The organism is Pseudomonas viridiflava, assembly GCF_900184295.1.
Lineage (GTDB): Bacteria > Pseudomonadota > Gammaproteobacteria > Pseudomonadales > Pseudomonadaceae > Aquipseudomonas > Aquipseudomonas viridiflava.
The window spans coordinates 424,282-450,228 of sequence record NZ_LT855380.1; the positions used below are offsets into that span (position 1 = coordinate 424,282).

A 25,947-nucleotide genomic window follows, 5' to 3' on the forward strand; every position below is an offset into this window, starting at 1 on the left:
AAGGCTCCTCAGGCTTTATCGGTCTTGGCTTTCGGCAGTTCGATGCCCGGGAAAATCTTGATCACGGCCGAGTCATCCTCGCGACCGAAACCGGCGCTGGAGGCCTGCATGAACATCTGGTGTGCGGTGGCCGAAAGCGGCAGCGGGAATTTGCTGCTGCGGGCGGTATCCAGTACCAGGCCCAGGTCCTTGACGAAAATGTCGACGGCAGACAGCGGCGTGTAATCGGCATTCAGGATGTGCGGCACGCGGTTTTCGAACATCCACGAGTTGCCTGCGCTGTTGGTGATCACTTCGTACAGCGCGTCGGCATCGACACCTTCACGCAGACCCAGCGCCATGGCTTCGGCGCTCGCGGCGATGTGCACGCCGGCCAGCAACTGATTAATGATTTTGACTTTCGAGCCCAGACCGTGGACGTCGCCCAGGCGATAGACCTTGCCTGCCATGCCATTGAGGATGGCTTCAGCCTTGGCGTACGACTCGGCGGGGCCGGAGGTCATCATGGTCATCTGGCCGGAAGCGGCCTTGGCTGCGCCGCCGGAGATCGGGGCGTCGAGGTAAAGCAGATGCTGTGCAGCCAGACGCTCACCCAGCTCGACCGCGAAGGTCGGCGCAACGGTGGCGCAGCCGATCACCAGACTGCCGGGACGCAGCGCGGCGATGGCACCGTTCTCGCCGAACAGCACGGTTTCAGTCTGCTCCGCATTGACCACGACCGTGACGATCACATCACAGGCAGCGGCCATGGCCGCCGGGGACTCACAGGCAACACCACCTTCCTGAGCGAACGCCTTGGTCACGCTGGTGCGCACATCGCAGGCATGCACATTGAAGCCGCTGCGCAGCAACGAACGGGCAATGCCCAGACCCATCGCACCCAGGCCGATGACGCCAACATTCTTAGTGTTCATGCAGTAATCCTCAAAGTCAGTGTCCGCGCCTGTGAGACCGGCATGTGGACGTTATTGTTCTGATCTGTGAATTGGATAGTGGATCAATGAGTAAATAATGTGAAGTATTTTTATTTTTCACATAAGTTAACATCGATAGGGTTTTTCCATCGGGCAGGGTGTGACGGTGACGCTGGGCGTCACAGGCACGATTATTCATACGACTTCAGCCCTCACGCTGATCGTTCCTACGCTCCAGCGTGGGAATGCATCTTTGGACGCTTCCACAGGCGACGCGCAGGTGAGGGCGGGACGAACCTAGCGCTTGCCGCCTACCGGGGCGAGGAGCAGTTCGATGCGTTGTTTGCGGATGCCGTCGGCGGCAGCCTCGGCCAGGGCGGCGTCGGTGATGATGGTGTCGAACTGGTCCAGCGCGGCGACCTTGTACATGCCAAAGGTGCCGTATTTGGAGCTGGTCGCGACCAGTACGGTTTGCGAAGCGGATTGCATCGCAGCCTGCTTGACCTCGACTTTCAGTGCCGAGGGCGTCGTGGTCCCGCGCTGCAGATCCCACGAACTGGTGGACATGAACGCCACGTCCGTCGCCAGTTGTCGCAGGGTCGCAGCCGCCAGCCCGCCGACACTTGAGCGGTTCGGATGATCGAGCAGGCCGCCGGTGTGAATCACATCCACGTGCCCGGCATCGGCCAGTGCGTTCACCACGCCAAAGTCATTGGTGACCACCGTCATACCCGACAGCGCAACAATGTGCGGCACGATTTCCAGCGTACTAGTGCCTGCGTCCAGATAGATCGTCATGTCCGGATGCAGCAGGCCGGCCGCCAGCCGCGCCATGCCCTGTTTGTGCGGCAGCTCGACCACGGCCTTGGATTGATGGCTGGGTTCGCTGTGCACCTGACTGGCGATGCGCACCCCGCCTGTGACCGAATAGGCACGCCCTTCCTGTTCCAGCAACGCGATGTCGCGGCGGATGGTCATGTGCGAGCAATCGAACATCTCCATCAACTGATGCACGCTGAGCACCTGATGCTTGCGCAACTGACGCAGCATCAGCTCCCGACGCTGATCGGGAATCATCGGTGTGCCGCCGGAAATGGCGAGCTCCTCTTCGGTGGACATTGCAGCTCCTGTGCCTCGGTGATGCCGCGGATCACGACGTGCGGTCCGGGCATCTTAGCCAATCGCCCCGTCAATGGAAGTGGCGACCGGCTTTTGTTCACAGGATCAGCTCATCCAGTTGCCGCCATCCACGTTATAAGTTTGCGCCACCACGTACCCGCTGTCCGCCGAGGCGAGGAAAATCGCCATGCCGGTCAGGTCGTCCGCCGTACCCATGCGTCCGAAAGGCACCTGTTCGCCGACCAGCTTTTTCTTTTCACCGAGCGGGCGGTTTTCGTAACGGGCGAACAACGCATCGACGCCGTCCCAGTGCTCGCCGTCCACCACGCCGGGCGCGATGGCGTTGACATTGATGCGATGTTTGATCAAGTCCAGACCGGCCGACTGGGTCAGGCTGATGACGGCAGCCTTGGTCGCGCAATACACACCGACCAGTGCTTCACCTCGACGTCCCGCCTGACTGGCCATGTTGATGATCTTGCCGCCATGACCCTGGGCGATCATCTGCCGGGCAGCCGCCTGCAACGTGAACAGCGCACCGCCGACGTTGATCGAGAACAGGCGCTCGAAACTCTCGCGGGTGATGTCGACAATCGGCGCCAGATCGAACAGCGCAGCATTGTTGATCAGGATGTCCAGCTTGCCGGTCTGCGCCACCACGGCAGCGATTGCCTGATCGATGGACGCCTGATCGGTCACGTCCATACTGACCGCATAGGCGTTCGGCCCGAGTTCGTTTGCTGTGGCTTGCGCACGTTGCAGATTGATGTCGGCTATGGCGACCGTTGCACCTTCGCGGATATAGGCCTGCGCAAAGGTGCGGCCGATGCCACGGGCAGAACCGGTGATGAGCGCGCTTTTACCTTCCAGTCTTTTCATGATTCGTTATCCGTCTTTCAAAAGTGTGTCGGATTACTTGGGATACCCGGCGCGTTTCATCTCGCGTTCAGTCACCATCTGGGCCGCGGCAAGGGTCTGCTCGACCGTGGTCTGCCCGGTCAACGCTGCGGTGAACAGCTTGCCGACCGAGGTGCCGATGGCCTGGAATTCCGGGATGGTCACGTACTGAATGCCGACGTAAGGCACCGGTTTGGCAGACGGATGCGCAGGATCGGCGTGCTGCATCATCTGCAAGGTCACCTTGGCGAACGGCGCGGCCTTTAGATAAGCCTCGTTATAGGTCGAAGTACGAGTGCCTGGCGGTACGTTGCTGATGCCGTCTTTCTCGGTCACCAACTGGATGTATTCCTTGGACGTCGCCCAGGTAATGAACGCCTTGGCGGCCTCTTTATGTTTGGAGGTGACGGGAATTGCCAGCGACCACGCGTAGAGCCACGACGAGCCCTTATCGGTGACTTCGGTAGGTGCAGGCGCAAAGCCAACGCTGTCGACGACCCGGCTCTGTTCCTTGTCGGTGGTGAACGAGCCCGCGACGCTGGCGTCCACCCACAGCGCACACTTGCCGCTGTTGAACAGGGCCAGCGTTTCGTTGAAGCCGTTGCTGGTCACGCCGGGCGGGCCGTACTTCTTGAGGGTGTCGACGTAGAAGTTTGCCGCTCTGGTCCATTCCGGGCTGGTCAGTTCAGGCTTCCATTGTTCGTCGAACCAGCGCGCGCCGAAGGCATTCGCCATGGTGCTGAGCAGTGCGATGTTCTCGCCCCAGCCCGCCTTGCCGCGCAGGCACATGCCGTACAGGCCTTTGTCGGGCTGATGCAGTTTGGCGGCAAACTCGCCCAGCTGCGTCCAGGTCGGGTGCTCCGGCATGGTCAGTCCGGCCTGCTTGAACAGGTCGGTGCGGTAATAGGTGATGGTGCTTTCGCCGTAGAACGGCAGGGCGTATAGCGTGTCTTTTACTGACAGGCCTTGGCGCACGGCGGGGAAAATGTCCTGCAGGTCGTATTCAGGTGGCAAACCGGTAATCGGCTCAAGCCATTGCTTGGCGCCCCACAACGGGGTTTCGTAAGTGCCGATGGTCAGCACATCGAACTGGCCGCCCTGAGTCGCAATGTCGGTGGTCAGGCGCTGGCGCAGTACGTTTTCTTCCAGCACCACCCAGTTGAGCTTCACGTCAGGATGCTGCTGCTCGAAGATTTTCGACAGGCGCTGCATGCGGATCATGTCGCCGTTGTTAACGGTAGCGATGGTGATGGTCTCAGCCGCGTGGCTGACGAGGGCGAAGGACAGACCGGCAGACAGGAAAAGCGCTTTGTGCATCTTCATCGTCGTGCTCTCCACTCCGCGCCGCTGATGGCGGGAGTCATTGTTTTTGTTGTTGGCCGTGGTGTTTGTGAAACGAGGCTGCTTTTACGGGAGGCAACTGCCACGGCGGAGACCCGATTACAGCAGCCAAACCGGACCCGGACAAACGCACTGCGGATGCCATTCCGATACTTTTTTAACCGAATGTCCTCCGGTCGTCCGAAATCAAAAAAGTATCAGTGCCGGTCGGTATCACCGCTAGCGAGAGTGGATCAGGCAGGCGTATGTTGATGCCTGCACGAAGCACCCATAACGATAAAAGGCGCCTTCAATGCCTGACAGCCGAGCCGCTCTTTTCGAGCAGCGTCCCGCCGAACTGGAAGTCATTCTTCCCGAACCGGACCAGTGTTTTCGCTGGTACGAGCACGACTATCCCTACGCCCTGGCGCGCTGGAATCATCATCCTGAATTCGAGATTCACCTGATCCGCCGTGGCAGCGGCAAGCTGGTGGCGGGCGATTACATCGGTGGGTTCGACGCAGGGCATGTCGCGCTGATCGGTCCCGACCTGCCCCATGACTGGATAGGTGATCTGGCGCCGGGCGAGCATCTGCCGGGGCGCGACGTGGTCTTGCAGTTCGACGGTGCTGCGCTGCTGGCGTTGCGCAAGACGCTGCCGGAACTGGGCGAGTTGCAGCGTCTGTTCGAGCAGGCGCGTCGCGGTCTTGAATTCACGGGTGCCACGGCGGAACAGGCGGCGCGGTTGATGGAAGACATCGGTACGGCGCAGGGGCTGGAGCGGCTGATACTTTTTCTGCAGTTGATCAATGCGCTGGTCAAGGCTCCGTCTCAGGAAGCTCATCTGCTTGCCAGCAGTTGCTACGCACCGACGCTGGACGCGCGCAGCGCCGAGCGGATCAACAAGGCGTTCGACTATCTGTTGAGCGAGTTGACCAATGACATTCGTCTGTCGGTGATCGCTCAGCGCCTGGAGATGACCGATCCCGGATTTTCACGTTTCTTCAAACGCAACACCGGTCACGGCTTCATCGACCTAATGCGAAAACTGAGAATTCAGCGCGCCTGCCGATTGCTGCTGCAGTCCGACATGTCGGTGTCGGACATCTGCTTCGAGGTCGGCTATGCCAACCTCTCCAACTTCAACCGGCACTTTCGCGTCGAGACAGGTCAGACGCCCAGCGATTACCGACGCGCCATGGCGATGACCCTGTTCAATACGGCGCGCAGCGCTTGAGGCTACGCAACCGATTGCGACTCACTCAGTGCGCCGAGTCCTTCACCTGCGGCTCCCGCGTGACGGCCTTGACCAGTTTGCCGATGGTCAGGCCCTGCAACAGGATCGACAGCAGCACCACGATGTAGGTAATGCTCAGCAGCAGGTCGCGTTCCGGCCCGGTCGGCAGCGCCAGTGCCAGCGCAACGGAAACACCGCCACGCAAACCACCCCAGGTCAGAATACGTATGGTGCCCTGCGGCACAGAGCGCCAGCGACGCAGCAGCAGAATCGCCGGTGCCACGGTGACAAACCTCGACAGCAGAATCGCCACGGCCAGCAGGCTTGCGGCAGTCAGGTGCTGCCACGAAAACGGCAGCAGCAACAGCTCCATGCCGATCAGCGCGAACAGCATGGCGTTGAGCATGTCATCCAGCAATTCCCAGAAACCGTCCATGTAACGGCGGGTCATGTCGTTCATCGCCAGATTGCGTCCCAGGTTGCCGATGATCAGTCCAGCCACGACCATCGCGATAGGGCCGGAAACGTGCAGCTCCGACGCCATCGCCGATCCACCGATGACCAATGCCAGGGTCAGCATGACCTCGATCTGATACTGCTCGATGCTCTTGATCATCAGGTACACGGCATAGCCGATCAGGCCGCCGAACAGCACGCCGCCCACGGCTTCGTGCACAAACAGCATGGCCGTTTCACCGACGGTCGGGGTTTCACCCAGTTGCGCGATGCCCAGCAACACCGTGAACACCACAACCGCCGTGCCGTCGTTGAACAGACTCTCGCCGACAATGGTGGTCTTTAGCGGCTTCGAGGCATTGGCGGTCCGCAACACGCCCAGTACCGCGATGGGGTCGGTCGGCGAAATCAGTGCGCCGAACAACAGGCAGTAGAGCGGGCTGACGTGCCAGCCGAACAGGGCAAAGATCCAGTACGCCAGTGCGCCGATCACGGTGGTTGCGATCAACACGCCGAACGTCGCCAATAGCCCGATAGGCCAGCGGTAGCTGCGCAGGTCCGCCAGGTTGACGTGCAGTGCGCCGGCGAACAGCAGGAAGGACAGCATCCAGTTCATCAGCAGATCACCGAAGTCGATCTGGCCGATCAGTTCCTGAACGCGATTTTCCAGACCCGGAAAGCCCATCAGGCTCAGGCCCTGCAGGATCAGCGAAAACATCAGCGCAGTGACCATCACGCCAATGGTGGGCGGCAGACCGATGAAGCGGAAGTTCACATAGGTCAGCAGCGAAGTGAGGCAGATAAAGGCAGCAACAAGTTCAAGCATCCGTCATTCCAGAGTCCGTGTATCCAGTTTCAATTGCGGCGTGGCAGAGCTACACCCAGGCAGAGTGTGATGGACCGGGCAGCGGTTCAGGCACATTGCCCCAAACACAATTGGGGTTTGCGTTGACCACGCAACGACCTGCATGTTGCAAAAAAACGCGGCAATCAGACGGGGTGACAGCAGGAGACGGAGCCCTGCGCAGGGGAAACAGACGCAAAAAAATCAGCCCGGACTGGGGTCCGGGCTGAGGGTGGGTGGAGCGTTGGGTTCAATGTATCGGGGTGGCCTCCTGGCATGTCTGGAATCATTGGCTGTTACGGCAGCCGCTCAGAACCTGGTACTGAACGGTGTTCAGATCGCCTTTGGAATCCTGGTAAGTCATCAGTTTCGGCATCACGCTGCAGGTCTTGACGTCCGGCGACTTGCGGATGACTTTCGCGACATCCAGGTGCATCCCGTAATGGTATTCCTTGATTTCCGGCATCGGCTTGTTAGCGCGGGTTGCATATTTTTGCACGGCGGCCTGGTGATCCTTGATCAGGGTTTCTGCCTTGACTTCGTCTGAGGTGTAAGCAAAAGCGCTCAGAGGGGAAAGAATCGCCAGGGCCAGCAGCAGGGATTTAGCAGTAGTACGCATGTTCGTGTTCTCCGTTGTTTGAAAGTGAGCTCAATGTAACGGTCGGGGGTTAACGCGAACGTTACTGAATAATTACGTTTTTGTAAGTTTGGAGATTACCCGGTTTTTCAATGATTTTTCGTTCATGACAAATTTGTAATTTTCCGCTCACCTTCTTGTTAGTTAGTGGCGCGTAAGCTTGGCTCATTCCTGCAAAGCGCCGAGCGCAACGCAGGGTCCAGACATTAACGAGAGAAGAGGAAATGAAGATGAAACTGATCAAATCGATGGTCTTTGCAGTTGCCGCCTTGTCCTTTACAAGCGCCTTTGCCGACGACGGCAACGAATTCGCAAGCACCGCTGCCGACAAGATGCGGATGGCCCAGGAGCAGCGTTTCCAGGAGCGTCAGGCCGCCAAGCAGGGTGAGCAGTACGTCAACTCGGATGAAAAATCCAAGTCTGACAAGTCCGACAAGACTGAAGGCTAACGCGTTTGGTTTGCAATGAGCAGCACCCTTGTTCGCCTTTGGCAGCTTTCCGGCTCCTTTGGTTGAGGCGAATGTTTAAGCGTCCTTCGGGGCGCTTTTTTTTGCCTTTTTGAAAAGCACAATATGCCAGTTGGCATATTGTATTAGTTTCGTATTTCTGAAGTGTTATTCTGATTTTAGTGCAAGTAGCGTTTCTTTCGGATTTGTAATCTTCTCGTCATCTTCGTGTTATCTCCGCCTCTTCAAGATTGTGCCTCACTGGCAGCCGTCTATTTATAACAACATGCCAGGTCGACACGTTTACCCGATCTGCCAAATGAACGGAGCGCACATGACTCAACGTAAAAGACTTTCCCTCGCCTTGTGTTCGACCCTCGCCGGGATGACACCCTTTGCCGCCTTCGCAGAAGAGCAGAAAGAAGGGTTTGTCGAAGGCAGCACGCTCAATATTCTCAACCGAAATTTCTACATGAACCGTGACCACCGCAATGGCGAGTCGAGCCCGACGGGCAGCGGCTACTCCGAAGGCTGGGCGCACGGCATCATGGGGCGGTTCGAATCGGGCTTCACCCAGGGCACCATCGGCGTCGGCCTCGATGCGTTCGCCATGGTCGGCATTAAGCTGGACACGGGCGACGGGCGAAACGGCCTGCAGACGCCGTTCTCGGTGATGCCTGTCGATTCGGATGGCAACGCCCGCGACGAATACACCAAAGTCGGCGGCGCACTGAAAGCCAGAGCTTTTGACACTGTGGTTCATGTCGGCGATGTGTTTCCAGTGACGCCAGTGGTTGCCTACGGTGATGCGCGTCTGCTGCCGGAAAGCTTTCGCGGCGTGACTGCCAGTAACACCAGCATCAAAGGCCTGACTGTGCAGGGTGGTCGCCTCAACGGGATGAGCCAGCCTGCATCCAGTGACATGAAAGAAGGCTTTTCCACGTTTTACGCCGGGCCGGTCGACTCGCCCTGGCTCGCGTACTTTGGCGGCGACTATGAAGCCACCGACAGACTGAATCTTTCGCTGTACACCAGCCGGTTGAAGGATGCCTGGGATCAGAAATACGGCTCGGCCTCCTACGTGCTGCCGATCACCAGCGACCTGTCCATGACCAGCAGCCTGAACTATTACAACGCGACCGACGAAGGCAAGCGCCTGCTCGGCGAGTTCGACAACGACATCTGGAGTGCCAGTGTCGGCCTGAAATACGGCGCGCACAGTCTGGCGGTGTCCCATCAACGCAACCAGGGCGACGACGACTTCGATTACCTGAGACTGTCCGACTCGATCTATCTGGCCAACTCCATCCAGTACAGCGACTTCAACTCACCGAAGGAGCGCTCGTGGATGGTCACTTACAACCTGGACATGACCACCTACGGCGTGCCGGGCCTGACGTTCATGACCCGTTACGGCAAAGGCACCGATGCCGATTACTCCAACGCCAACAGCACCTACATGCGCCGCGACGCGCAGGGCAACCCGCTGACCGACCAGAAACGCTGGGAGCGCAACATCGAAGCCAAATACATCGTTCAGACCGGCACCATGAAAGACCTGTCAGTACGCGTGCGTCAGGCCACAACCCGAGCGACCGCGTTTGAGTCGGATCTGGATGAAGTGCGGGTGATCGTCGAATACCCGCTGAGTGTTCTCTGATTATTCGTCGAACAAAAAACGCCCCGAGGGGCGTTTTTTTGGTCTGCGTCATGGCTCAGCCAGTCACTTGGCTTCCACCTCTTCCTCCTCCCGCCGATGCGCCCACTGATACAACGCAGGCAACACCAGCAACGTCAGTGCCGTGGACGAGAGAATCCCGCCGATCACCACAGTCGCCAGGGGCCTTTGCACTTCTGCACCGGTGCCTGTTGCCAGCGCCATCGGGATGAAGCCCAGCGATGCGACCAGCGCGGTCATCAGTACCGGGCGCAGGCGGGTGAGGGCGCCTTCGGTGATGGCGTCGTGCAGGGAGCGGCCCTCTTCGCGCAGGTTGCGGATGAACGAGATCATCACCAGTCCGTTGAGTACCGCCACACCCGACAGGGCGATGAACCCCACGCCTGCGGAGATCGACAGCGGTATGTCGCGCAGCCACAGCGCCATGACGCCGCCGGTCAGGGCGAACGGGATGCCGGTGAAGACCAGCAGGCCGTCCTTGAGGTTGTTGAACATCAGGAACAGCAGCGCGAGCACCAGTAACAGCGCAACGGGAACCACGATCTGCAGGCGTTTGGCGGCCGACTGCAACTGTTCGAACTGACCGCCCCAGTTGGTCCAGTAGCCCGCTGGAATCTGCACGCTGCTGTCGATGGTCTGGCCCGCCTCCTCGACGAACGAGCCCAGGTCACGGCCGCGCACGTTGGCGCTGACGATCACCAGCCGCTTGCCGTTCTCGCGGCTGATCTGATTCGGGCCCAGCACCAGATCGAGGCTGGCAACCTGCGACAGCGAGATAAAGCTGATCTGCTGGTTAATGCTGCCTGCGCTGGCCGGCACCGGAATCAGCAGGCTGGACAGTCCGGCTACGTCGGTGCGCAGCTGTTCGGACAGGCGCACCACCATGTCGAAGCGACGATCACCCTCATACAGCGTGCCGGCCTGCCGGCCGCCCAGCGCCGTGGCGATAGCGTCCTGCACATCGGCAACGTTGAGGCCATAGCGTGCCGCCTTGTCGCGGTCGATATTGATGGTCAGCACCGGCAGGCCAGTGGTCTGCTCGACCTTCACTTCGGACGCGCCTGGCACCTTTTGCATGGCCGCGGCGATTTTGGCGGCAGTCTGGTTGAGCACGGTCATGTCGTCGCCGAACACTTTGACCGCCACATCGCTGCGCACGCCCGACACCAGTTCGTTGAAGCGCAACTGGATCGGCTGGGACAACTCGTAATTGCTGCCCGGCACGCTGGCAGCGGCCTTTTGCAACTCGGCGATCAGGGTTTCCCGCGACTTGTCAAGGTCCGGCCATTCGCTCTGCGGCTTGAGCATTACGTAGCTGTCGGAGATGTTCGGCGGCATGGGGTCGGCGGCAATTTCTGCCGTGCCGGTACGCGCGAACATGCGCTCCACTTCCGGCATCTTTTCGATCACGGCCTTTTCGAGGCGCTGCTGCATGTCCACCGATTGCGTCAGGCTGGTGCCAGGCACGCGCAGGGCCTGCAGTGCGAAGTCGCCTTCGCTCAGGCTCGGGATGAACTCACTGCCCATGCGGCTGGCAGTAAAACCGGACAACACCATCACCACGAACGCCAGGGTGAAGGCAATCCAGCGATGCCCCAGTACCCAGCCGAGCACCGGCGCATAGCGCTGGCGAGCGGTGCGCATCACGAAGCCTTCTTCTTCCTTGACCTTGCCGGTCACGAACATGGCGATGGCCGCAGGCACGAAAGTGACCGACAGGATCATGGCACCGAGCAGGGCGATCACCACGGTAAACGCCATCGGATGGAACATTTTGCCTTCGACGCCTGTGAGGGCGAAGATCGGCAGGTACACGACCATGATGATCAACTGGCCGAAGATCAGCGGGCGTCGAGCTTCTTTCGCGGCAGCGAAGACTTCATGAAAACGTTCGGCGCGGGTCAGCATCCGGCCGTGTTTCTGCTGCGCATGAGCAAGCCTGCGAATCGAGTTCTCGACGATCACCACCGCGCCATCGACGATGATGCCGAAGTCCAGCGCGCCAAGGCTCATGAGGTTGGCGCTGACCTTGTTGGCAAACATGCCGGTGAAGGTGAACAGCATCGCCAGCGGGATGACCATCGCAGTGATCAGCGCAGCGCGGATATTGCCCAGAAACAGAAACAGGATCGCGATGACCAGAATGGCGCCTTCGACGAGGTTTTTCTTCACCGTCGCAATGGCTTTTTCGACCAGGTTGGTGCGGTCGTAAACAGTAACCGCTTCGATGCCTTCGGGCAGTGTGCGATTGATGTCGGCCAGTTTGGCGGCCACGGCCTGGGAAACCGTGCGGCTGTTTTCGCCAATCAGCATGAACACGGTGCCGAGGACGACCTCGCGACCGTTTTCAGTGGCGGCGCCGGAGCGCATCTCCTTGCCGATGCCGACTTCAGCCACGCTGCTCACCCGAATCGGCGTGCCCTGAACGTTGGCGATGACGATGTTGGCAATGTCATCGATGTTTTCGAGCTGGCCCGGTGCGCGGATCAGCAGTTGTTCGCCGCCTCGTTCAATGTAGCCCGCGCCGACGTTGGCGTTGTTGCGCTCCAGCGCTGCAACCAGATCATTCAGGGTCAGCTTGTAGGCGGCGAGTTTCTTGGGATCGGGCGCGATTTCATACTGTTTAGCGAAGCCGCCGATGGTGTTGATTTCGGCCACACCCGGCACGTTGCGCAACTGCGGCTTGATGATCCAGTCCTGAATCACCCGCAGGTCGGTCGGCGTGTACGGCGTGCCGTCCTCCTTGCGTGCGCCTTCTCGGGCTTCGACGGTCCACAGGAAAATCTCGCCCAGTCCGGTGGAGACCGGCCCCATCATGGTTTCGACGCCTTCGGGCAACTGGTCCTTGGCAATCTGCAGCCGTTCGTTCACCTGTTGGCGGGCGAAGAACAGGTCGGTGCCGTCTTCGAAAATCACCGTGACCTGCGACAGACCCGAGCGCGACAGCGAGCGTGTCTGTTGCAGACCGGGCAGGCCGGCCATGTTGGTTTCGATGGCGAAGGTGATGCGTTGCTCGGTCTCCAGCGGCGAAAAACCGGGCGCCGAGGTGTTGATCTGCACCTGTACGTTGGTGATGTCGGGTACGGCATCGATGGGTAGTTTCTGGTAACTGGCGATGCCCAGTCCTGCCATCAGCAGGACCGCGAGCATCACCACGATGCGCTGTTCAATCGCGAATTTGATCAACCGTTCAAACATGAGGGAATACTCGTACGACGCAGGTCAATGGGCGTGCTCGGCGGAGCCTTTGCCCAGCTCCGACTTGAGAATGAAGCTGCCGGCGGCGGCCACTTGGGTGCCTGCGGCCAGGCCTTTGACGATTTCCACGTAGCCGCCATCGCTGCGGCCGAGCGTGACGGGCGTCAACTGAAAGCCCTCGTCGTTGCGCACGAACACCGAAGGCTTGTCTTCGACGGTCTGAATCGCCGACTCCGGCAGACTGACCGCGACCTGGCTCTGTTCTGCCGCCACGTCGACCGAGACGAACAGCCCCGGTCGCCAGGCGCCGTTGGGGTTGGCGAGGGTGACGCGAACGGTGGCCGCGCGGGTCTGCTCACCCAGCAGGCTGCCGACATAACCGATACGGCCCTCGACGCGAGCGTTCAGGTCGGGTGCGCTGACCGAGACCGGGCGACCGACGATGACTTTGTCCAGGTCCTTGGGTGCGACGCCGAAGGTGGCCCAGACGCGGGACAGATCAGACAGCGTGAAGGCGTTGCTCGCGTCGCTCACCACTTCGCCGATGGCCAGGTGTTTCTCCACGACCATCGCGTCGAAAGGGGCAATCAGCTCATAGCGGTTGCCTGCGGTGGGGCTGACGCTGGCGCCGATGGCGCTGAGCTTCTGCCGGGCGTTGGACAGGCTGATGTCCGCTTCCTGAAACGCCTGACGCGCCTGCTGGTAATCCTGTTCGGCCGAAATCCGGTCTTCCCAGAGTTTCTTCTCGCGTTGCAGGGTCAGCCGCGCCAGTTCCTGGCGCCGCTGCGCCGCGTTCAACTCGCTGCGTTGATCGGATATCTGCTGACTGGCGATGACGGCCAGCACCTGACCTTTTTTGACGCTCTGGCCCAGCTCGACCTTGACCGATTCGACGACGCCGCCGACGCGAGGCACTACGTGGGCGGTGCGGTCTTCATCAAAGCGGATTTCGCCGGGGAAGGTGACTGACGTGCTCATTGGTCGGGGCTCGGCGGCGACCAGTTCAATGCCGGCGGCCTTGATCTGTTCGGCACTGAGCTCAAGGTGGCCTTCTTCTTCCTCGTGCGCGGGCTCCGCTTTCGTGGCGCCGTGCTGTTCTGGTTCGCTGCCATGGCCGTCCTCGCCATGTTCCTCGTCCGCGTGGGCTTCTTCGCCTGCGTGGGCGTCCGCCGATTCGTTGGCGTGCGTGTCCGGTTCAGCCTGGGCGCTGAAAGGCAGCAGGCCAGGCTTCAGGGTCAGACTGCCCAGGCCAATGATGACCACCACCGCCAGGGCGATGCCAATGCTTCGTTTGTTGTCCATGGATGCTCCCGGCAATCATGTAGGTGCTGCGCACGCTGCGGTGCGCTCGATAGGTGCGCAAAAAAGAAGTCAGGGTTTGAGGCTGAACCGGTCGAGGTCGCCATAGATGCGTTCGACGCTGACGCTGGCGTCGGTGGCCGTTGCCAGCGATTCCAGGTACTGGCTGCGGGCGGAAATCAGGGTGCGCTGGGCATCCAGCACTTCGAGGAAACCGAACTTGCCCATCTCGAAGCCACGCGTTGCCGTATCGACCGCGCGCTGCGCTGCAGGCAGGATGACCCGGTTGAACGACTCCACTTCGCGCGAGGCGGTGGCCCATTGATCAAGCGCCGACTGGATCTGGGTGCGCAGTTTCAGCTCCACGGCATTGCGCAGGTCGCGTGCCTGATCCGAGCGTCTGGCAGCAGAAAGGACGTTGCCCTGATTGCGATCGAACAAGGGAATCGGCATCGACAGGCCGACCACGTTGATGCGCTCGCGATCTTCACGGCTGTACTGGCTGCCGACACTGACGGTCAGGTCCGGAACCCGCTTGGCCCGTTCCGAGCCGAGCGCGGCTTCACGCTGGTCGATCTGGGCCTGGGCGAGACGCAGTTCGGCCGTTTCGTTGAGGGCGGTCAGCATTCTGGCCGAAGGCGGCACCTTGCCGGGTGACAGATCGGTGTAGTCCAGCCGGTCGAATGAGGTGTTCGATGATCCCGTCGCTCGTGCCAGCTCGCGGTAACTGTTGATTTTCAGGGTCTCGGCGCGCCGTACCAGCAGGTCGGTTTCGGCCAGTTGCACCTGAGCCCGTGTTGCCTCGACAGGCGAAGTCTTGCCCGCCTGCACACGGCCTTCGGCCACTTGCAGACCGCGCTCTGCCAGTGACCGGGATTGCCGCGCCAGGTCAAGACCCGCCTGCGCACGGGCGGCGGCGTAGAACGCCTGAACCACCTCGGCACGCAACTCGTTGCCGCGCCGCTCAAGCTCGATCCGGGCGGCGTCCTGGCCACGGCTGGCGGCCTCGATTCGCGCCCCGCGCTTGCCACCCAGTTCCAGCGCCTGGCTGAGCATCACGGTGGTGGTTCGGGTCTCGCTGCGTGTGTCCTCCGCCTCCCAGGACGCTACCGGGTTGGGCATCAACCCTGCCTGCTGGCGTTCACCTTCAGCCACCCCGATTTCCCAGCGGGCGGCCGCAAGGTCAGGGTTCTCGGCAAACGCCGCTTCGATGGCCTGTGGCAGGCTCAACCCCTGAGCGATCGCCACCGGAGTCATCAATGGAAACAACAGCACGCAAAGTGCGCCCGTTCTGATGTGCGTCCACCCGGACGCCAGCCTAAACCCGAGCACGATCATGGCTCTCCAGTTGCATACAACACCCCCGTCAGTGGAAAGAACAACCGCGCCAAAAGGGCTGTTGAACCTGAATGGGGAGGACTTTATGTAACCGGAGGTATCAGAGGGATTGCTGCAAAATTACAATTCCGTTATGTGCTGTGGAGGCTGGCTGTTTGCCCGTACACTGCGGATCAACCGACATCAGACAGGACATATAGCCATGCGAATCCTTGTAGTAGAGGACGAGCCGAAAACTGCCGAATACATGCATCAGGGTCTGACCGAAAGTGGCTATGTTGTCGATATCGCCGCCACCGGACTCGACGGGCTTTATCTCGCGCAGCATCAGGCTTATGACATCGTCATTCTGGATGTAAACCTGCCTGAAATGGATGGCTGGGAGGTCCTGGCCCGGCTCAGGAAAACCGTCAACACCCGGATCATGATGGTCACTGCGCGGGGCCGTCTGGAAGAAAAGGTCAAGGGCCTCGAAATGGGCGCCGACGACTATCTGGTCAAGCCGTTCGAGTTTCCCGAATTGCTGGCCAGAGTCCGCACCCTGATGCGTCGCTGCGAACAGCCCAGTACGCCGCAGGTCCTGCAGGTCGGAGATCTGGAGCTGGATCAGGGCCGTCACCGGGCCTTTCGTGGCAAACAGCGTATCGACCTGACCACCAAGGAATTCGCCTTGCTGCATCTGCTGATGCGCCACACCGGAGAGGTCATGTCGCGCACCCAGATCATTTCGCTGGTCTGGGACATGAACTTCGATTGCGACACCAACGTGGTCGAGGTTTCGATCCGTCGCCTGCGAGCCAAGATCGACGACCCGTTCGAAACCAAGCTGATCCACACCTTGCGTGGTGTGGGCTATGTGCTGGAAGTACGCGAATGAAACCCACGCGCCTCTCAACGCGGTTGGGCCTGACGGTCACCTCATTGAGTGCGTTTCTGGTGGTGATCATGGAGCTGTTCGCCTACGCGGCCATTTCCCATCAACTCGACCTGCGTGCAGAAGACAGCCTGAGGGAGAAATTCACCCAGATCGAGCATGGGCTCAGCGAAGGCTTTCTGTCGGTTGGAGACATCGTCCAGTATCCGCATACGCTGCGCGATCAGATTGTCGGTCATGACAGCTTTGCCCTGAGCATCTTCGACTCGAGCATGCCGCGCCAGCCACTGATGAATATCGGCAATGAAGAAGGCCGCAATTTGCCGCCGCCCGCAGCCGGTGGGCAGGATCAGGGCTTTCACGCGCTGGAGGCCAGCGAAGGTCACAAGCTGCTGGTGGGCTACAAGAACATTCGTCTCAAGACGGATGAAAACATTCTGGTCATGCTGACGCTGGACCGCAAAAACGACACCTCACTGCTGCATGCCTACATGATGTCCACCTTCATGATCCTGCCGGTGATTCTGTTACTGGTCGGGCTGGGTGCCTGGTGGGTTGTGCGCCGCGGTCTCAGGCCTTTGGGAGCATTCCGGAAAGTGACCGCGCTGATTTCGGCCCGCGACCTGTCGCACCGCATGAAAGTGACCGGTTTGCCGGACGAACTGCGCGATCTGGCTCACGCCGTGAACTTCATGCTGCACCGGCTGGACGGCGACGTTCAGCAGCTGTCGCAGTTCTCGGACGATCTGGCGCACGAGATGCGTTCACCCATGAACAACCTGATGGGCAAGGCGCAGGTGACGTTGTCGCGACCCCGTCCGCCGGAAGAGTACAGACAGGCGCTCGAGTCCTGTACCGAAGAGCTGGAGCGCATGTCGCGCATGATCGCCCAGATGCTGTTTCTCGCCAGCGTCAGCCAGCCCTCGGCGCCGCTGGCGCTGGAGCCCATCGATCTGCGCGAGGAATCGGAAAAAGTGGCCGAACTGTTTTCGGCATCGGCTGAAGACCGTGACATCACCTTGCAGATCGAAGGCAACGGTAAGGCCATGGGCGACCGGCTGATGATTCAGCGGGCGATCTCCAACCTGCTATCCAATGCGATTCGTCATGGGGCGAGTGGCACCGCCATCACGATAAGGATCGTCACACACGTCGAAGACATTACGCTGGCGGTGCGCAATGCCGGGGAAGGCATTGATGCCGAGCACCTGCCACGCCTGTTCGACCGGTTTTACCGGGTTCACGTCAGTCGCGCCCGACAGCAGGGCGGTACAGGCCTGGGGCTGGCCATCGTCCGGTCGATCATGAGCCTGCATGAAGGCCAGGTGAAAGCCGAGAGCGAGCCTGGGCGGTTCACCACGTTCAGCCTGATTTTTCCTAAACTGGTGTAAGCCGGAAGAACCTTTGGGCCGCGTCCGGCTCTGAGCTTTAAGGCTGTTCGTGCCTGGCATGCTTCTAGATGAAGCCGACATAATAAGGATGGATGTATGACAGTAGCTTTCTGGTGTGTGCTGGTAGCGATCCTTTTGCCGATCGCCTGCGCAGGCATCGCCAAGGTCGGCAGCGGCAAATTCAAGCCCGGCAACAATCATGACCCTCGCGCTTTTCTCGACAAGCTGGAAGGATTTCCGAAGCGCGCACATGCCGCGCAACTGAACAGCTATGAAGTGACCCCTGCGTTCGCAGCGGCGGTGATCATTGCGCATGTCGCGGGCAACGCGCAGTTGGTCACCATCGACGTGCTTGCGGTGCTGTTCATCACCAGCCGCCTGCTCTACATCATCTTTTATCTGGCCGATCTGGCAGCGATGCGCTCCATCATCTGGCTGGTCGGGATGGGCCTGATCGTTGCCCTGTTCGGCGTGTCGGCATTTCCTGCTGCGGCGTGATTGGCTGTGGCAGTCGCTTAAAACTGTGGGAAGCGCCATCACGTTTTCGACGTAGCGCTGTCGCGCAGCGAACACGGGCCGTAGGAGCGCGCTTGCCCGCGATTGCGTCAGTTCAGTCGCTGAGTTTCTGTCCGTAAGATCCTATCGTCGGATTGCCGCCCAGACCAAGCGCGCTCCTACAAAAAATCGGGTTTCTTCAGTGGGTTGCAGGTTGTTTGATAAGAGGCGGCTTGCCGGCGATGCAGTCGACGCGGTTTGCCAGGAAAACCGCGTCATCGTTCATCGCCGGCAAGCCTCAGTGGATTACGCGTGAGTAAGCAGTTGCCAATGGCTGCTCACTCATCCGGCTGCACTTTCTCAAGCTCTGCCTGCGCATCCTGCAATTCCTTGCGCGACTCGGCGAGTTTGTCCTTGCGCTTGTTGATCTTCTCCGGATCGCCCTTTTCCATCGCCTTGGTCAGGTCGGACTGGCGACGGCTGACTTCACGTTTGGCGTCCAGGACCTTCTGTTCGCGCTGTTTGACTTGCGACGCCTCGGTGCAGTTTGCATTGACCTCGGCAAGTGCTGTTTCCAGACCTGCCTGTTGAGCCTTGTTGCCTTCGCTCTTGGCTTCCTGAATCTTGCTGCTGATTTCCTGACTCTTGAGCAGGCACTCGGATGGCGGTGCCTGTTCATCGGCGAACAGAGGTGTAGCCAGTAACGTGCAGCTGGTGAAAAGAACCAGTGTTGATAAAAACTTCATATGAACTCCTTTTGAAAGCAACAACGCCCGGGCATAAAAAGTGAAACCCGGACTCTAGAAACCTGAAATACCTGAAACACGCAATTGCTGGCTCAATGCCTGTACTTGCGGATCATTGAAGAATGCAACGAGTTTTGCCGCCCGTCCCGGACCCACGCCCGGTTCTGCCTGCCATTGTTCAATACTGCGTGAGGCCAGCTGATCCCAATCGGCATCCAGTCGAGCGCTTCCTGCGGGCGGCAGGCCGATAGCCTTGAGCCATGTCTGGAAAGGCTTTTGGCGGGCGGTTTGCAGGCTGGCGAACAGTTTAGCGCTGCTGCGCTCGGCAAGACCGGGAATGTTAACAAGCTCAGCCTGATCGAGGGTCATCCAATCGACCAGACCATTGATTTTCCCGCTTTCGATGAGCCTGTCCCAAGTGCCCGGCCCCACGCCACTCAAGGCCAGCCCCTTCTTGCCGCTGAGCCAAGTCAGCCGCGCCCGAAACTGGCTTTCGCAGCCCGACGTCGGTTGCCAGCAACTGAGTTCATGAAAGTCACTGGCCTGCGGAACATTCACCTCTGCCCGCTCGACACTGCGCGTAATCACACCGTCGAGCCGTGGAATGGTCAGCCCGGCCAGACTGATCGCCACCTGATCGCCGGGGCGGATATCCAGCGTCTGCCAGCGTTGCAGCGAGCCTGTACTGATTCGACTGACGGTCCGGTCGTCCAGACGTATCGGTGTCAGCTCAAGGATCGGGGTGATCCTGCCGCTGCGACCAATCGTGAAGCTGACCTTGCGCACCTCGGCCAGCGCTTGCGCATAAGGGTGCTTCCAGGCGGCGATCCAGTAAGGCGCTTTCGCTTGCCAGCGCTCGGAGGAAGGGCGTTCGCCCTGACGCATGATCACGCCGTCCGTGGCGAACGGCATCGGCGTCCGATACCAATGCTCGCGCCACTGCGCGGCCTGCGCATAACTCTCCAGCGCAAGCGTGTAGCGGGTGCTGTCGGCAAAACCCATGGCGTTCAAGCCTGCCAGACGCTCGCTCATGGTGGCCGGGCCATCAGGCCAGTCCCAGACGAACAGCCCGATGGTTTCTGCCTGCGCGAGGCTCAACGTTTTGCGTGCCAGCAGTCCGGCCACCTTGCTGCGTGCATTCACGCTGCCTGCCGACGCTTGCACATGTTCGGACAGCCGCTTGTACAACTCGCCTTGCAGCACAACGTCATCCGGCCACGGCAATTGCTGAGGAATGGCCTTGATCAACTGCGCCTGAGCCGTCCAATCCTGGCCATTGACCCCGTCGCCACGACTGATGGCCTTCGCCAGGCTGCCCCTGGAATAGATCAGCGTAACGGCCACGCCATCGACCTTGGGTTGAATCCACAGACCGGTCCGGCCCTTGAGCCAGGCCTTGACCGCCTTGTCGTCGGCCAGCTTGTTCACGCCCGTGTGTGCAATGGGATGCACCACCGAGCCGCCTGCGGTCTTCAGTGGATTTTCGTCCGACGCCGGAACGGCAAAACACGTACGCCATGTCTTCAGCTTCTGCCGCGACTGATCGTAAAGCTCGTCGGGAATTCGCGAGACGCCCAGACGGTGGTAACTGTCGTCCCATTCGGCGATCTGTTGTTGAAGTGAGAGGATCTCGGTTTGTGCCTGGGGCGCAGTCCAGTTCGGACACTGGCTGGCAGTCGTGAAGGGGGAAAGGGCGATCAGAAGGGCGCAGCCCATCAGGCGGGTAACAGACAGCATCGAAGCATCCTTGCTTGGGATTGGCTGGAGAAGGCTAGCTGTCGTCTGGATATGAGGCTTGTCGGCATGGTTACCGGGTTTTTCGACCCTGGCGCACTGAAGGTGATGGCATTCGTATCCAGCCGATAACTTCGCTCGCTGTTACAAAAGCGTCGATGATGACCGGCGGGTTTGGTGTAAATAACTGTTTGCGTAAGGGGGGTGACGCTTCTGCAATGTATCTACTATTTGGCGGGGTGTTGTATGGAAGTCAAAATTCAGCAGTGGGGCAATAGCGCAGCAATCAGATTGCCAGCCAATGTGCTCAAGCAGATGAGCCTGGTCATCGGTGATGTGCTGGTGCTGGATGTTTCCAGCGAAGTGATGACGCTCAAGCCTGCCAAGGCCAGACTGCATTACCAATTGGCCGACCTTATGGCCCAATGTGATTTGAATGCGTCCGAGCCAGAGGAGTTGGCTGGTTGGAACGCCATGCAACCCATAGGGCGTGAAGCGTGAAGCAGCACGGATTCAATCGCGCAGATATCGTCCGCATCAGCCTCAATCCAACCGCTGGCCGAGAACAGCAGCGCGATTTTCGTCCCGCGTTGGTGCTGACACCAGCAGCGTATAACGTCACCGGCCTTGCGATCGTTGCGCCTATCATACAGGGCGGTGATTTTGCGCGTTATTCGGGGTTCGCTGTTCCTTTGGGTGGGGCGGGAGTCCCAAACAAAAGCCCCCGGAGACTCACGTCGCCGGGGGCTTTTGATGACCGCAGGAGAATTACAGACCGGCAGCAGCGCGCAGGGCGTCGGCGCGGTCGGTTTTTTCCCAAGTGAAGGCGGTGAAGGTGTCATCGCCAACGGTCATTTCGACCGGGGTACGACCGAAGTGGCCGTAGGCCGCAGTGGCCTTGTACATCGGGTGCAGCAGATCCAGCATGGTGGTGATCGCGTACGGACGCAGGTCGAAGTGCTCGCGAACCAGGCTGATGATCTTGTCGTCGGACAGCTTGCCGGTGCCGAAGGTGTTCAGCGAGATCGAGGTCGGTTGTGCAACGCCGATAGCGTAGGACACCTGAATCTCGCAACGCTCGGCGAGGCCCGCAGCGACGATGTTCTTGGCCACGTAACGGCCCGCGTAGGCAGCCGAACGGTCAACCTTCGATGGGTCCTTGCCGGAGAACGCGCCGCCGCCGTGACGGGCCATGCCGCCGTAGGTGTCGACGATGATCTTGCGGCCGGTCAGGCCACAGTCGCCCACCGGGCCACCGATGATGAAATTGCCGGTCGGGTTGATGTGGAACTGAGTGTCCTTGTGCAGCAGGTGCGCAGGGATAACGTGCTTGACGATCAGCTCCATCACGCCTTCGCGCAGGTCTTTGTAGGAAACGTCCGGGTTGTGCTGGGTCGACAGAACGATAGCGTCGACGCCCACGACCTTGCCGTTTTCGTAGCGGCAGGTGACTTGGGATTTCGCATCCGGGCGCAGCCACGGCAGCAGGCCGGACTTGCGGGCCTGAGCCTGACGCTCGACCAGTTGGTGCGAGAAGGTGATCGGAGCAGGCATCAGTACGTCGGTTTCGTTGCTGGCGTAGCCGAACATCAGGCCCTGGTCGCCAGCGCCCTGATCTTCAGGCTTGCTGCGGTCAACGCCCTGGGCGATGTCCACCGACTGCTTGCCGATGATGTTCATCACGCCGCAGGTCGCGCCGTCGAAGCCGACGTCGGAGCTATTGTAGCCGATGTCCAGGATGACGTTACGCACGATGTCTTCCAGATCGACCCAGGCCGAAGTCGACACTTCGCCAGCGATGATCGCCACACCGGTCTTGACCAGCGTTTCGCAAGCCACACGGGCGTATTTGTCTTCAGCGATGATGGCGTCCAGAACCGCGTCGGAAATCTGGTCGGCGATCTTGTCCGGGTGCCCTTCGGACACGGACTCGGAGGTGAAAAGTGAGTATTCGCTCATCTCTACGGGTTTCCTTCATTTTACCGATGGTGAGTGTCGCCAGCCGGTCGCTGAAAATGGCGAACCTGGATCTGGAAACCATTACGTAAGCCTACATAAAGGCTTTCCCCGGGAACTAGCCCCGCAGCGATGGCCCAACGGGCCAGGTCTTCCTGCTCGAAACCTAACCAGAGATCGCCACAGGCCTCCCTGGCCCAGCTCTGGTCATGACTACACAATTCTGTTACCAGCAAGCTACCGCCGGGTTGTACGCATTCGGCCAGTTGCGCCAGCGCTTCGGCTGGTGCGGCGAAATGATGGAGCACCATATTCAGTACGACGCAGTCGGCGAGTACTTTACTGTCTGTCAGTGCATCGGCCAGCTTCAGCTCGACATTAAACAGCGCCTTGCGCTGACACAGGTCGCGGGCCAGTTCCAGCATTGCCGGGCTGTTGTCCATCGCGATCACGTGCCTGAAACGTCTTGCCAGCTCCGGGAGAAAGCCGCCGTCGCCGGGGCCTACTTCCAGTGCCGTTGCCTCGCTGCCGAAGCTGAGTTTGTCGAGCAGCGTCAGCAGGCTTTCGCTGTATTGGGCAAGGCCTGCTATCAGGTCCTGCTGGGCGCGAAACTTTTCCGCGGTCCGGGCAAAGAAGTCCTGACTGGCGAGCGCCCGCTGCCGATGCACCAGACCAATACGCCCTTGAACCTCATCCGGCAATGCCAGTGTGTCCACTTCATCGAGCAGGGCGGCGTGCAATCTGCCGCCGGGCAAGTGGGTGTGGGGCAGGGCGCGACGGTAAAAAATCGCATTGCCCTCACGCCGGGTCGCCACCAGGTCAGCCTGCGCCAACACCTTCAAGTGGTGACTCATGCCCGACTGACCTATAGCGAAAATCTGCGCCAGTTCCAGCACGCCAAACGAGTCGTTGGTCAGCGCACGCAGAACGTTCAGTCGCAACGGATCGCCGCCGGCCTTGCACAATGCAGAGAGGTCGTCGCATGCATCATGGCGGATTGCAGGCACACGCAGGTTCATAGGGTCCGCAGTCTAGTGATCGATTCATGAGCTCGCAAGGCCAATATCAAAAAGTTTTGATATTGCTTGATGGGTGGCGCCTGTCGATCCTGCTGAACTTGTCGCAAGCTGTCGTTATCCAGTAGTAACAGGCTAATTAATGTCCACAACACAGGAAAAAAGCCTAAGGTCCACTATCTGTGATTGCCCCCGGCCGGTCCCTGAGGGAAAATGGCCGCCTTTTTCAGATCCCAATCCTTTACTGTCAGGAGATCAGCGATGCCAAGCCGTCGTGAGCGTGCCAACGCTATTCGTGCCCTCAGCATGGATGCCGTGCAAAAAGCCAACAGCGGCCATCCGGGTGCCCCCATGGGCATGGCAGATATCGCCGAGGTTCTTTGGCGCGATTATCTGAAGCACAACCCGGCCAACCCTGCGTTCGCTGACCGTGACCGTTTCATCATGTCCAACGGTCACGGCTCGATGCTGGTCTATTCGTTGCTGCACCTGACCGGTTATGACCTGTCCATCGACGACCTGAAGAATTTCCGCCAGTTGCACAGCCGCACGCCGGGTCACCCCGAGTACGGTTACACGCCGGGCGTTGAAACCACCACCGGACCGCTGGGTCAGGGCTTTGCCAACGCGGTCGGTTTCGCCGCTGCCGAGAAAACGCTGGCTGCGCAGTTCAACCGTCCGGGCCATTCCATCGTCGATCACCACACCTATGTGTTCATGGGTGACGGCTGCATGATGGAAGGCATCTCGCACGAAGTCGCCTCGCTGGCCGGCACGCTGCAACTGGGCAAACTGATCGCGTTCTACGACGACAACGGTATCTCCATCGACGGCGAAGTCGAAGGCTGGTTCACCGACGACACGCCGAAGCGTTTCGAGTCGTACGGCTGGCAGGTCATCCGCAATGTCGACGGCCATGACGCCGACGAGATCAAGACCGCCATCGACACCGCTCGCAAGAGCGATCAGCCGACCCTGATCTGCTGCAAGACCACCATTGGTTTCGGTTCGCCGAACAAGCAGGGCAAGGAAGAGTCCCACGGTGCTCCGCTGGGCGCTGATGAAATCGCCCTGACTCGTGCTGCCCTGAAGTGGAACCACGGTCCTTTCGACATCCCGGCTGACATCTATGCCGAGTGGAACGCGAAAGAAAAAGGCCTGGCTGCCGAAGCCGAGTGGGATCAGCGTTTCGCGGCCTACTCCGCTGCTCATCCTGAACTGGCCAACGATTTCATCCGTCGCATGAGCGGCGAGCTGCCAGCCGACTTCGCCGAGAAATCGGCAGCCTACGTGGCTGAAGTCAACGCCAAGGGCGAAACCATCGCCAGCCGTAAAGCCAGCCAGAACGCCCTGAGCGCACTGGGCCCGCTGCTGCCTGAGATCCTCGGCGGTTCGGCTGACCTGGCCGGTTCCAACCTGACCATCTGGAAAGGCTGCAAGAGCATCACCGGCGAAGACCCCAACGGCAACTACCTGCACTACGGTGTGCGTGAGTTCGGCATGGGCGCCATGATGAACGGCATCGCGCTGCACGGCGGTTTCGTGCCGTACGGCGCAACCTTCCTGATCTTCATGGAATACGCCCGTAACGCAGTGCGCATGGCTTCGCTGATGAAGAAGCGCGTGATCTACGTATTCACCCACGACTCCATCGGTCTGGGCGAAGACGGCCCGACTCACCAGCCGATCGAACAATTGACCAGCCTGCGCACCACGCCGAACCTGGACACCTGGCGTCCAGCCGATGCGGTGGAATCCGCCGTGGCCTGGAAATACGCCATCGAGCGTAACGACGGTCCTTCGGCGTTGATCTTCTCGCGTCAGAACCTGCCTCACCAGGCGCGTGACGAAGCCCAGTTGGCTAACATCGCTCGCGGTGGCTACGTGCTGCGCGACTGCGTCGGCGAGCCTGAGCTGATCCTGATCGCCACTGGCTCGGAAATCGGTCTGGCCGTTCAGGCTTACGACAAACTGATCGAGCAGGGCCGCAAGGTTCGTGTGGTGTCCATGCCATGCACCAGCGTGTTCGAAGCTCAGGATGCGATGTACAAGCAGGACGTTCTGCCCCTGCAGGTCAGCGCGCGCATCGCCATCGAAGCGGCGCATGCCGACTACTGGTACAAGTACGTCGGTCTGGAAGGCCGCGTGATCGGTATGACCACCTTCGGTGAGTCGGCGCCTGCGCCTGCGCTGTTCGAAGAGTTCGGCTTCACGCTGGAAAACGTCCTGAGCACTGCTGAAGAGCTGCTCGAAGGCTAAGCACGACGCGTCCCCTCGCAGGGACGCGTTTGCCCGCAAACGGATTGCCCGGACAGTCTTCCCTGCTGTCCGGGCAGCCGTGGCCATAAGCAA

Annotated in this window: 22 protein-coding genes; 9 read left to right on the top strand and 13 right to left on the bottom strand. The window is 60.0% G+C overall.

The annotated features are described in order from the left end of the window. Positions 1-8: 8 nt before the first annotated feature. The 4 genes from ltnD to CFBP1590_RS02065 all read right to left on the bottom strand — a co-directional run bounded on the left by ltnD (position 9) and on the right by CFBP1590_RS02065 (position 4,253). Entirely contained in the window at positions 9-914 is a 906-nt protein-coding gene (ltnD, locus tag CFBP1590_RS02050) for an L-threonate dehydrogenase (RefSeq protein ID WP_088234398.1), read from the bottom strand. Positions 915-1,211: 297 nt separating this feature from the next. Further along, a complete protein-coding gene (locus tag CFBP1590_RS02055; protein WP_004880275.1) occupies positions 1,212-2,033 on the bottom strand; it encodes a DeoR/GlpR family DNA-binding transcription regulator in 822 nt (273 codons plus the stop codon). Between the two features lie 105 nt (positions 2,034-2,138). Continuing rightward, positions 2,139-2,912, bottom strand: coding sequence for an L-iditol 2-dehydrogenase (locus tag CFBP1590_RS02060; protein ID WP_029244151.1), 774 nt, complete (start codon positions 2,910-2,912; stop codon positions 2,139-2,141). 33 nt (positions 2,913-2,945) lie between these two features. Further along, a complete protein-coding gene (locus CFBP1590_RS02065; protein WP_088234399.1) occupies positions 2,946-4,253 on the bottom strand; it encodes an ABC transporter substrate-binding protein in 1,308 nt (435 codons plus the stop codon). A gap of 310 nt (positions 4,254-4,563) precedes the next feature. On the opposite strand from CFBP1590_RS02065, the gene CFBP1590_RS02070 reads away from it, so the two are divergent. Then, positions 4,564-5,487, top strand: a complete 924-nt coding sequence (locus CFBP1590_RS02070) for an AraC family transcriptional regulator (RefSeq protein ID WP_088234400.1) — start codon at positions 4,564-4,566, stop codon at positions 5,485-5,487. A gap of 25 nt (positions 5,488-5,512) precedes the next feature. Here CFBP1590_RS02070 and CFBP1590_RS02075 read toward each other — a convergent pair whose 3' ends face one another. After that, complete coding sequence (locus tag CFBP1590_RS02075) at positions 5,513-6,769, bottom strand: cation:proton antiporter (protein WP_025995662.1); 1,257 nt, start codon at positions 6,767-6,769, stop codon at positions 5,513-5,515. 304 nt (positions 6,770-7,073) lie between these two features. Further along, positions 7,074-7,406 carry a DUF2790 domain-containing protein gene (locus CFBP1590_RS02080; RefSeq protein ID WP_004880266.1) on the bottom strand — a complete coding sequence of 111 codons (333 nt, stop codon included), beginning with the start codon at positions 7,404-7,406 and terminating at the stop codon, positions 7,074-7,076. 242 nt (positions 7,407-7,648) lie between these two features. On the opposite strand from CFBP1590_RS02080, the gene CFBP1590_RS02085 reads away from it, so the two are divergent. Both CFBP1590_RS02085 and CFBP1590_RS02090 read left to right on the top strand, forming a co-directional pair. Beyond that, positions 7,649-7,873, top strand: coding sequence for a hypothetical protein (locus tag CFBP1590_RS02085; RefSeq protein ID WP_029244148.1), 225 nt, complete (start codon positions 7,649-7,651; stop codon positions 7,871-7,873). 331 nt (positions 7,874-8,204) lie between these two features. Continuing rightward, the gene (locus CFBP1590_RS02090) at positions 8,205-9,530 is read left to right on the top strand and encodes an OprD family porin (protein ID WP_029244147.1); all 1,326 of its coding nucleotides are present in this window, start codon (positions 8,205-8,207) and stop codon (positions 9,528-9,530) included. Between the two features lie 63 nt (positions 9,531-9,593). Here CFBP1590_RS02090 and CFBP1590_RS02095 read toward each other — a convergent pair whose 3' ends face one another. From CFBP1590_RS02095 to CFBP1590_RS02105, 3 genes are all read right to left on the bottom strand, one after another. Beyond that, positions 9,594-12,746, bottom strand: a complete 3,153-nt coding sequence (locus tag CFBP1590_RS02095) for a CusA/CzcA family heavy metal efflux RND transporter (protein ID WP_088234401.1) — start codon at positions 12,744-12,746, stop codon at positions 9,594-9,596. Between the two features lie 24 nt (positions 12,747-12,770). Then, positions 12,771-14,048, bottom strand: coding sequence for an efflux RND transporter periplasmic adaptor subunit (locus CFBP1590_RS02100; protein WP_058430654.1), 1,278 nt, complete (start codon positions 14,046-14,048; stop codon positions 12,771-12,773). Between the two features lie 69 nt (positions 14,049-14,117). Then, positions 14,118-15,341 (bottom strand): TolC family protein, encoded by a 1,224-nt coding sequence (locus CFBP1590_RS02105; protein WP_043305618.1) that lies wholly within the window; start codon positions 15,339-15,341, stop codon positions 14,118-14,120. 244 nt (positions 15,342-15,585) lie between these two features. Between CFBP1590_RS02105 and CFBP1590_RS02110 the strand changes: the two genes are divergently transcribed. From CFBP1590_RS02110 to CFBP1590_RS02120, 3 genes are all read left to right on the top strand, one after another. Then, the gene (locus CFBP1590_RS02110; RefSeq protein WP_004880256.1) at positions 15,586-16,260 is read left to right on the top strand and encodes a heavy metal response regulator transcription factor; all 675 of its coding nucleotides are present in this window, start codon (positions 15,586-15,588) and stop codon (positions 16,258-16,260) included. Beyond that, entirely contained in the window at positions 16,257-17,648 is a 1,392-nt protein-coding gene (locus CFBP1590_RS02115; RefSeq protein ID WP_088234402.1) for a heavy metal sensor histidine kinase, read from the top strand. Before CFBP1590_RS02110 ends, CFBP1590_RS02115 begins: the two co-directional genes overlap by 4 nt. Before the next feature lie 96 nt (positions 17,649-17,744). Then, positions 17,745-18,146, top strand: a complete 402-nt coding sequence (locus tag CFBP1590_RS02120; RefSeq protein WP_004880251.1) for an MAPEG family protein — start codon at positions 17,745-17,747, stop codon at positions 18,144-18,146. A gap of 335 nt (positions 18,147-18,481) precedes the next feature. Here the strand turns inward: CFBP1590_RS02120 and CFBP1590_RS02125 are convergent, their stop codons facing one another. Next, a complete protein-coding gene (locus CFBP1590_RS02125; RefSeq protein WP_043305551.1) occupies positions 18,482-18,889 on the bottom strand; it encodes a DUF1090 domain-containing protein in 408 nt (135 codons plus the stop codon). A gap of 54 nt (positions 18,890-18,943) precedes the next feature. Then, complete coding sequence (ligB, locus tag CFBP1590_RS02130; RefSeq protein WP_088234403.1) at positions 18,944-20,626, bottom strand: NAD-dependent DNA ligase LigB; 1,683 nt, start codon at positions 20,624-20,626, stop codon at positions 18,944-18,946. 243 nt (positions 20,627-20,869) lie between these two features. Between ligB and CFBP1590_RS02135 the strand changes: the two genes are divergently transcribed. Beyond that, positions 20,870-21,124 carry an AbrB/MazE/SpoVT family DNA-binding domain-containing protein gene (locus CFBP1590_RS02135; RefSeq protein WP_004880245.1) on the top strand — a complete coding sequence of 85 codons (255 nt, stop codon included), beginning with the start codon at positions 20,870-20,872 and terminating at the stop codon, positions 21,122-21,124. Next, a complete protein-coding gene (locus CFBP1590_RS02140; protein ID WP_080665327.1) occupies positions 21,121-21,447 on the top strand; it encodes a type II toxin-antitoxin system PemK/MazF family toxin in 327 nt (108 codons plus the stop codon). Before CFBP1590_RS02135 ends, CFBP1590_RS02140 begins: the two co-directional genes overlap by 4 nt. On the opposite strand, the gene metK is transcribed toward CFBP1590_RS02140, so the two are convergent. Beyond that, positions 21,392-22,582 carry a methionine adenosyltransferase gene (gene metK / locus CFBP1590_RS02145; protein WP_004880242.1) on the bottom strand — a complete coding sequence of 397 codons (1,191 nt, stop codon included), beginning with the start codon at positions 22,580-22,582 and terminating at the stop codon, positions 21,392-21,394. The two genes, CFBP1590_RS02140 and metK, sit on opposite strands and share 56 nt — an antisense overlap. Positions 22,583-22,602: 20 nt before the next feature. Next, positions 22,603-23,598 carry an ArsR/SmtB family transcription factor gene (locus tag CFBP1590_RS02150; protein WP_088234404.1) on the bottom strand — a complete coding sequence of 332 codons (996 nt, stop codon included), beginning with the start codon at positions 23,596-23,598 and terminating at the stop codon, positions 22,603-22,605. A gap of 258 nt (positions 23,599-23,856) precedes the next feature. On the opposite strand from CFBP1590_RS02150, the gene tkt reads away from it, so the two are divergent. Further along, entirely contained in the window at positions 23,857-25,854 is a 1,998-nt protein-coding gene (gene tkt / locus CFBP1590_RS02155; protein WP_029244141.1) for a transketolase, read from the top strand. Positions 25,855-25,947: the final 93 nt, after the last annotated feature.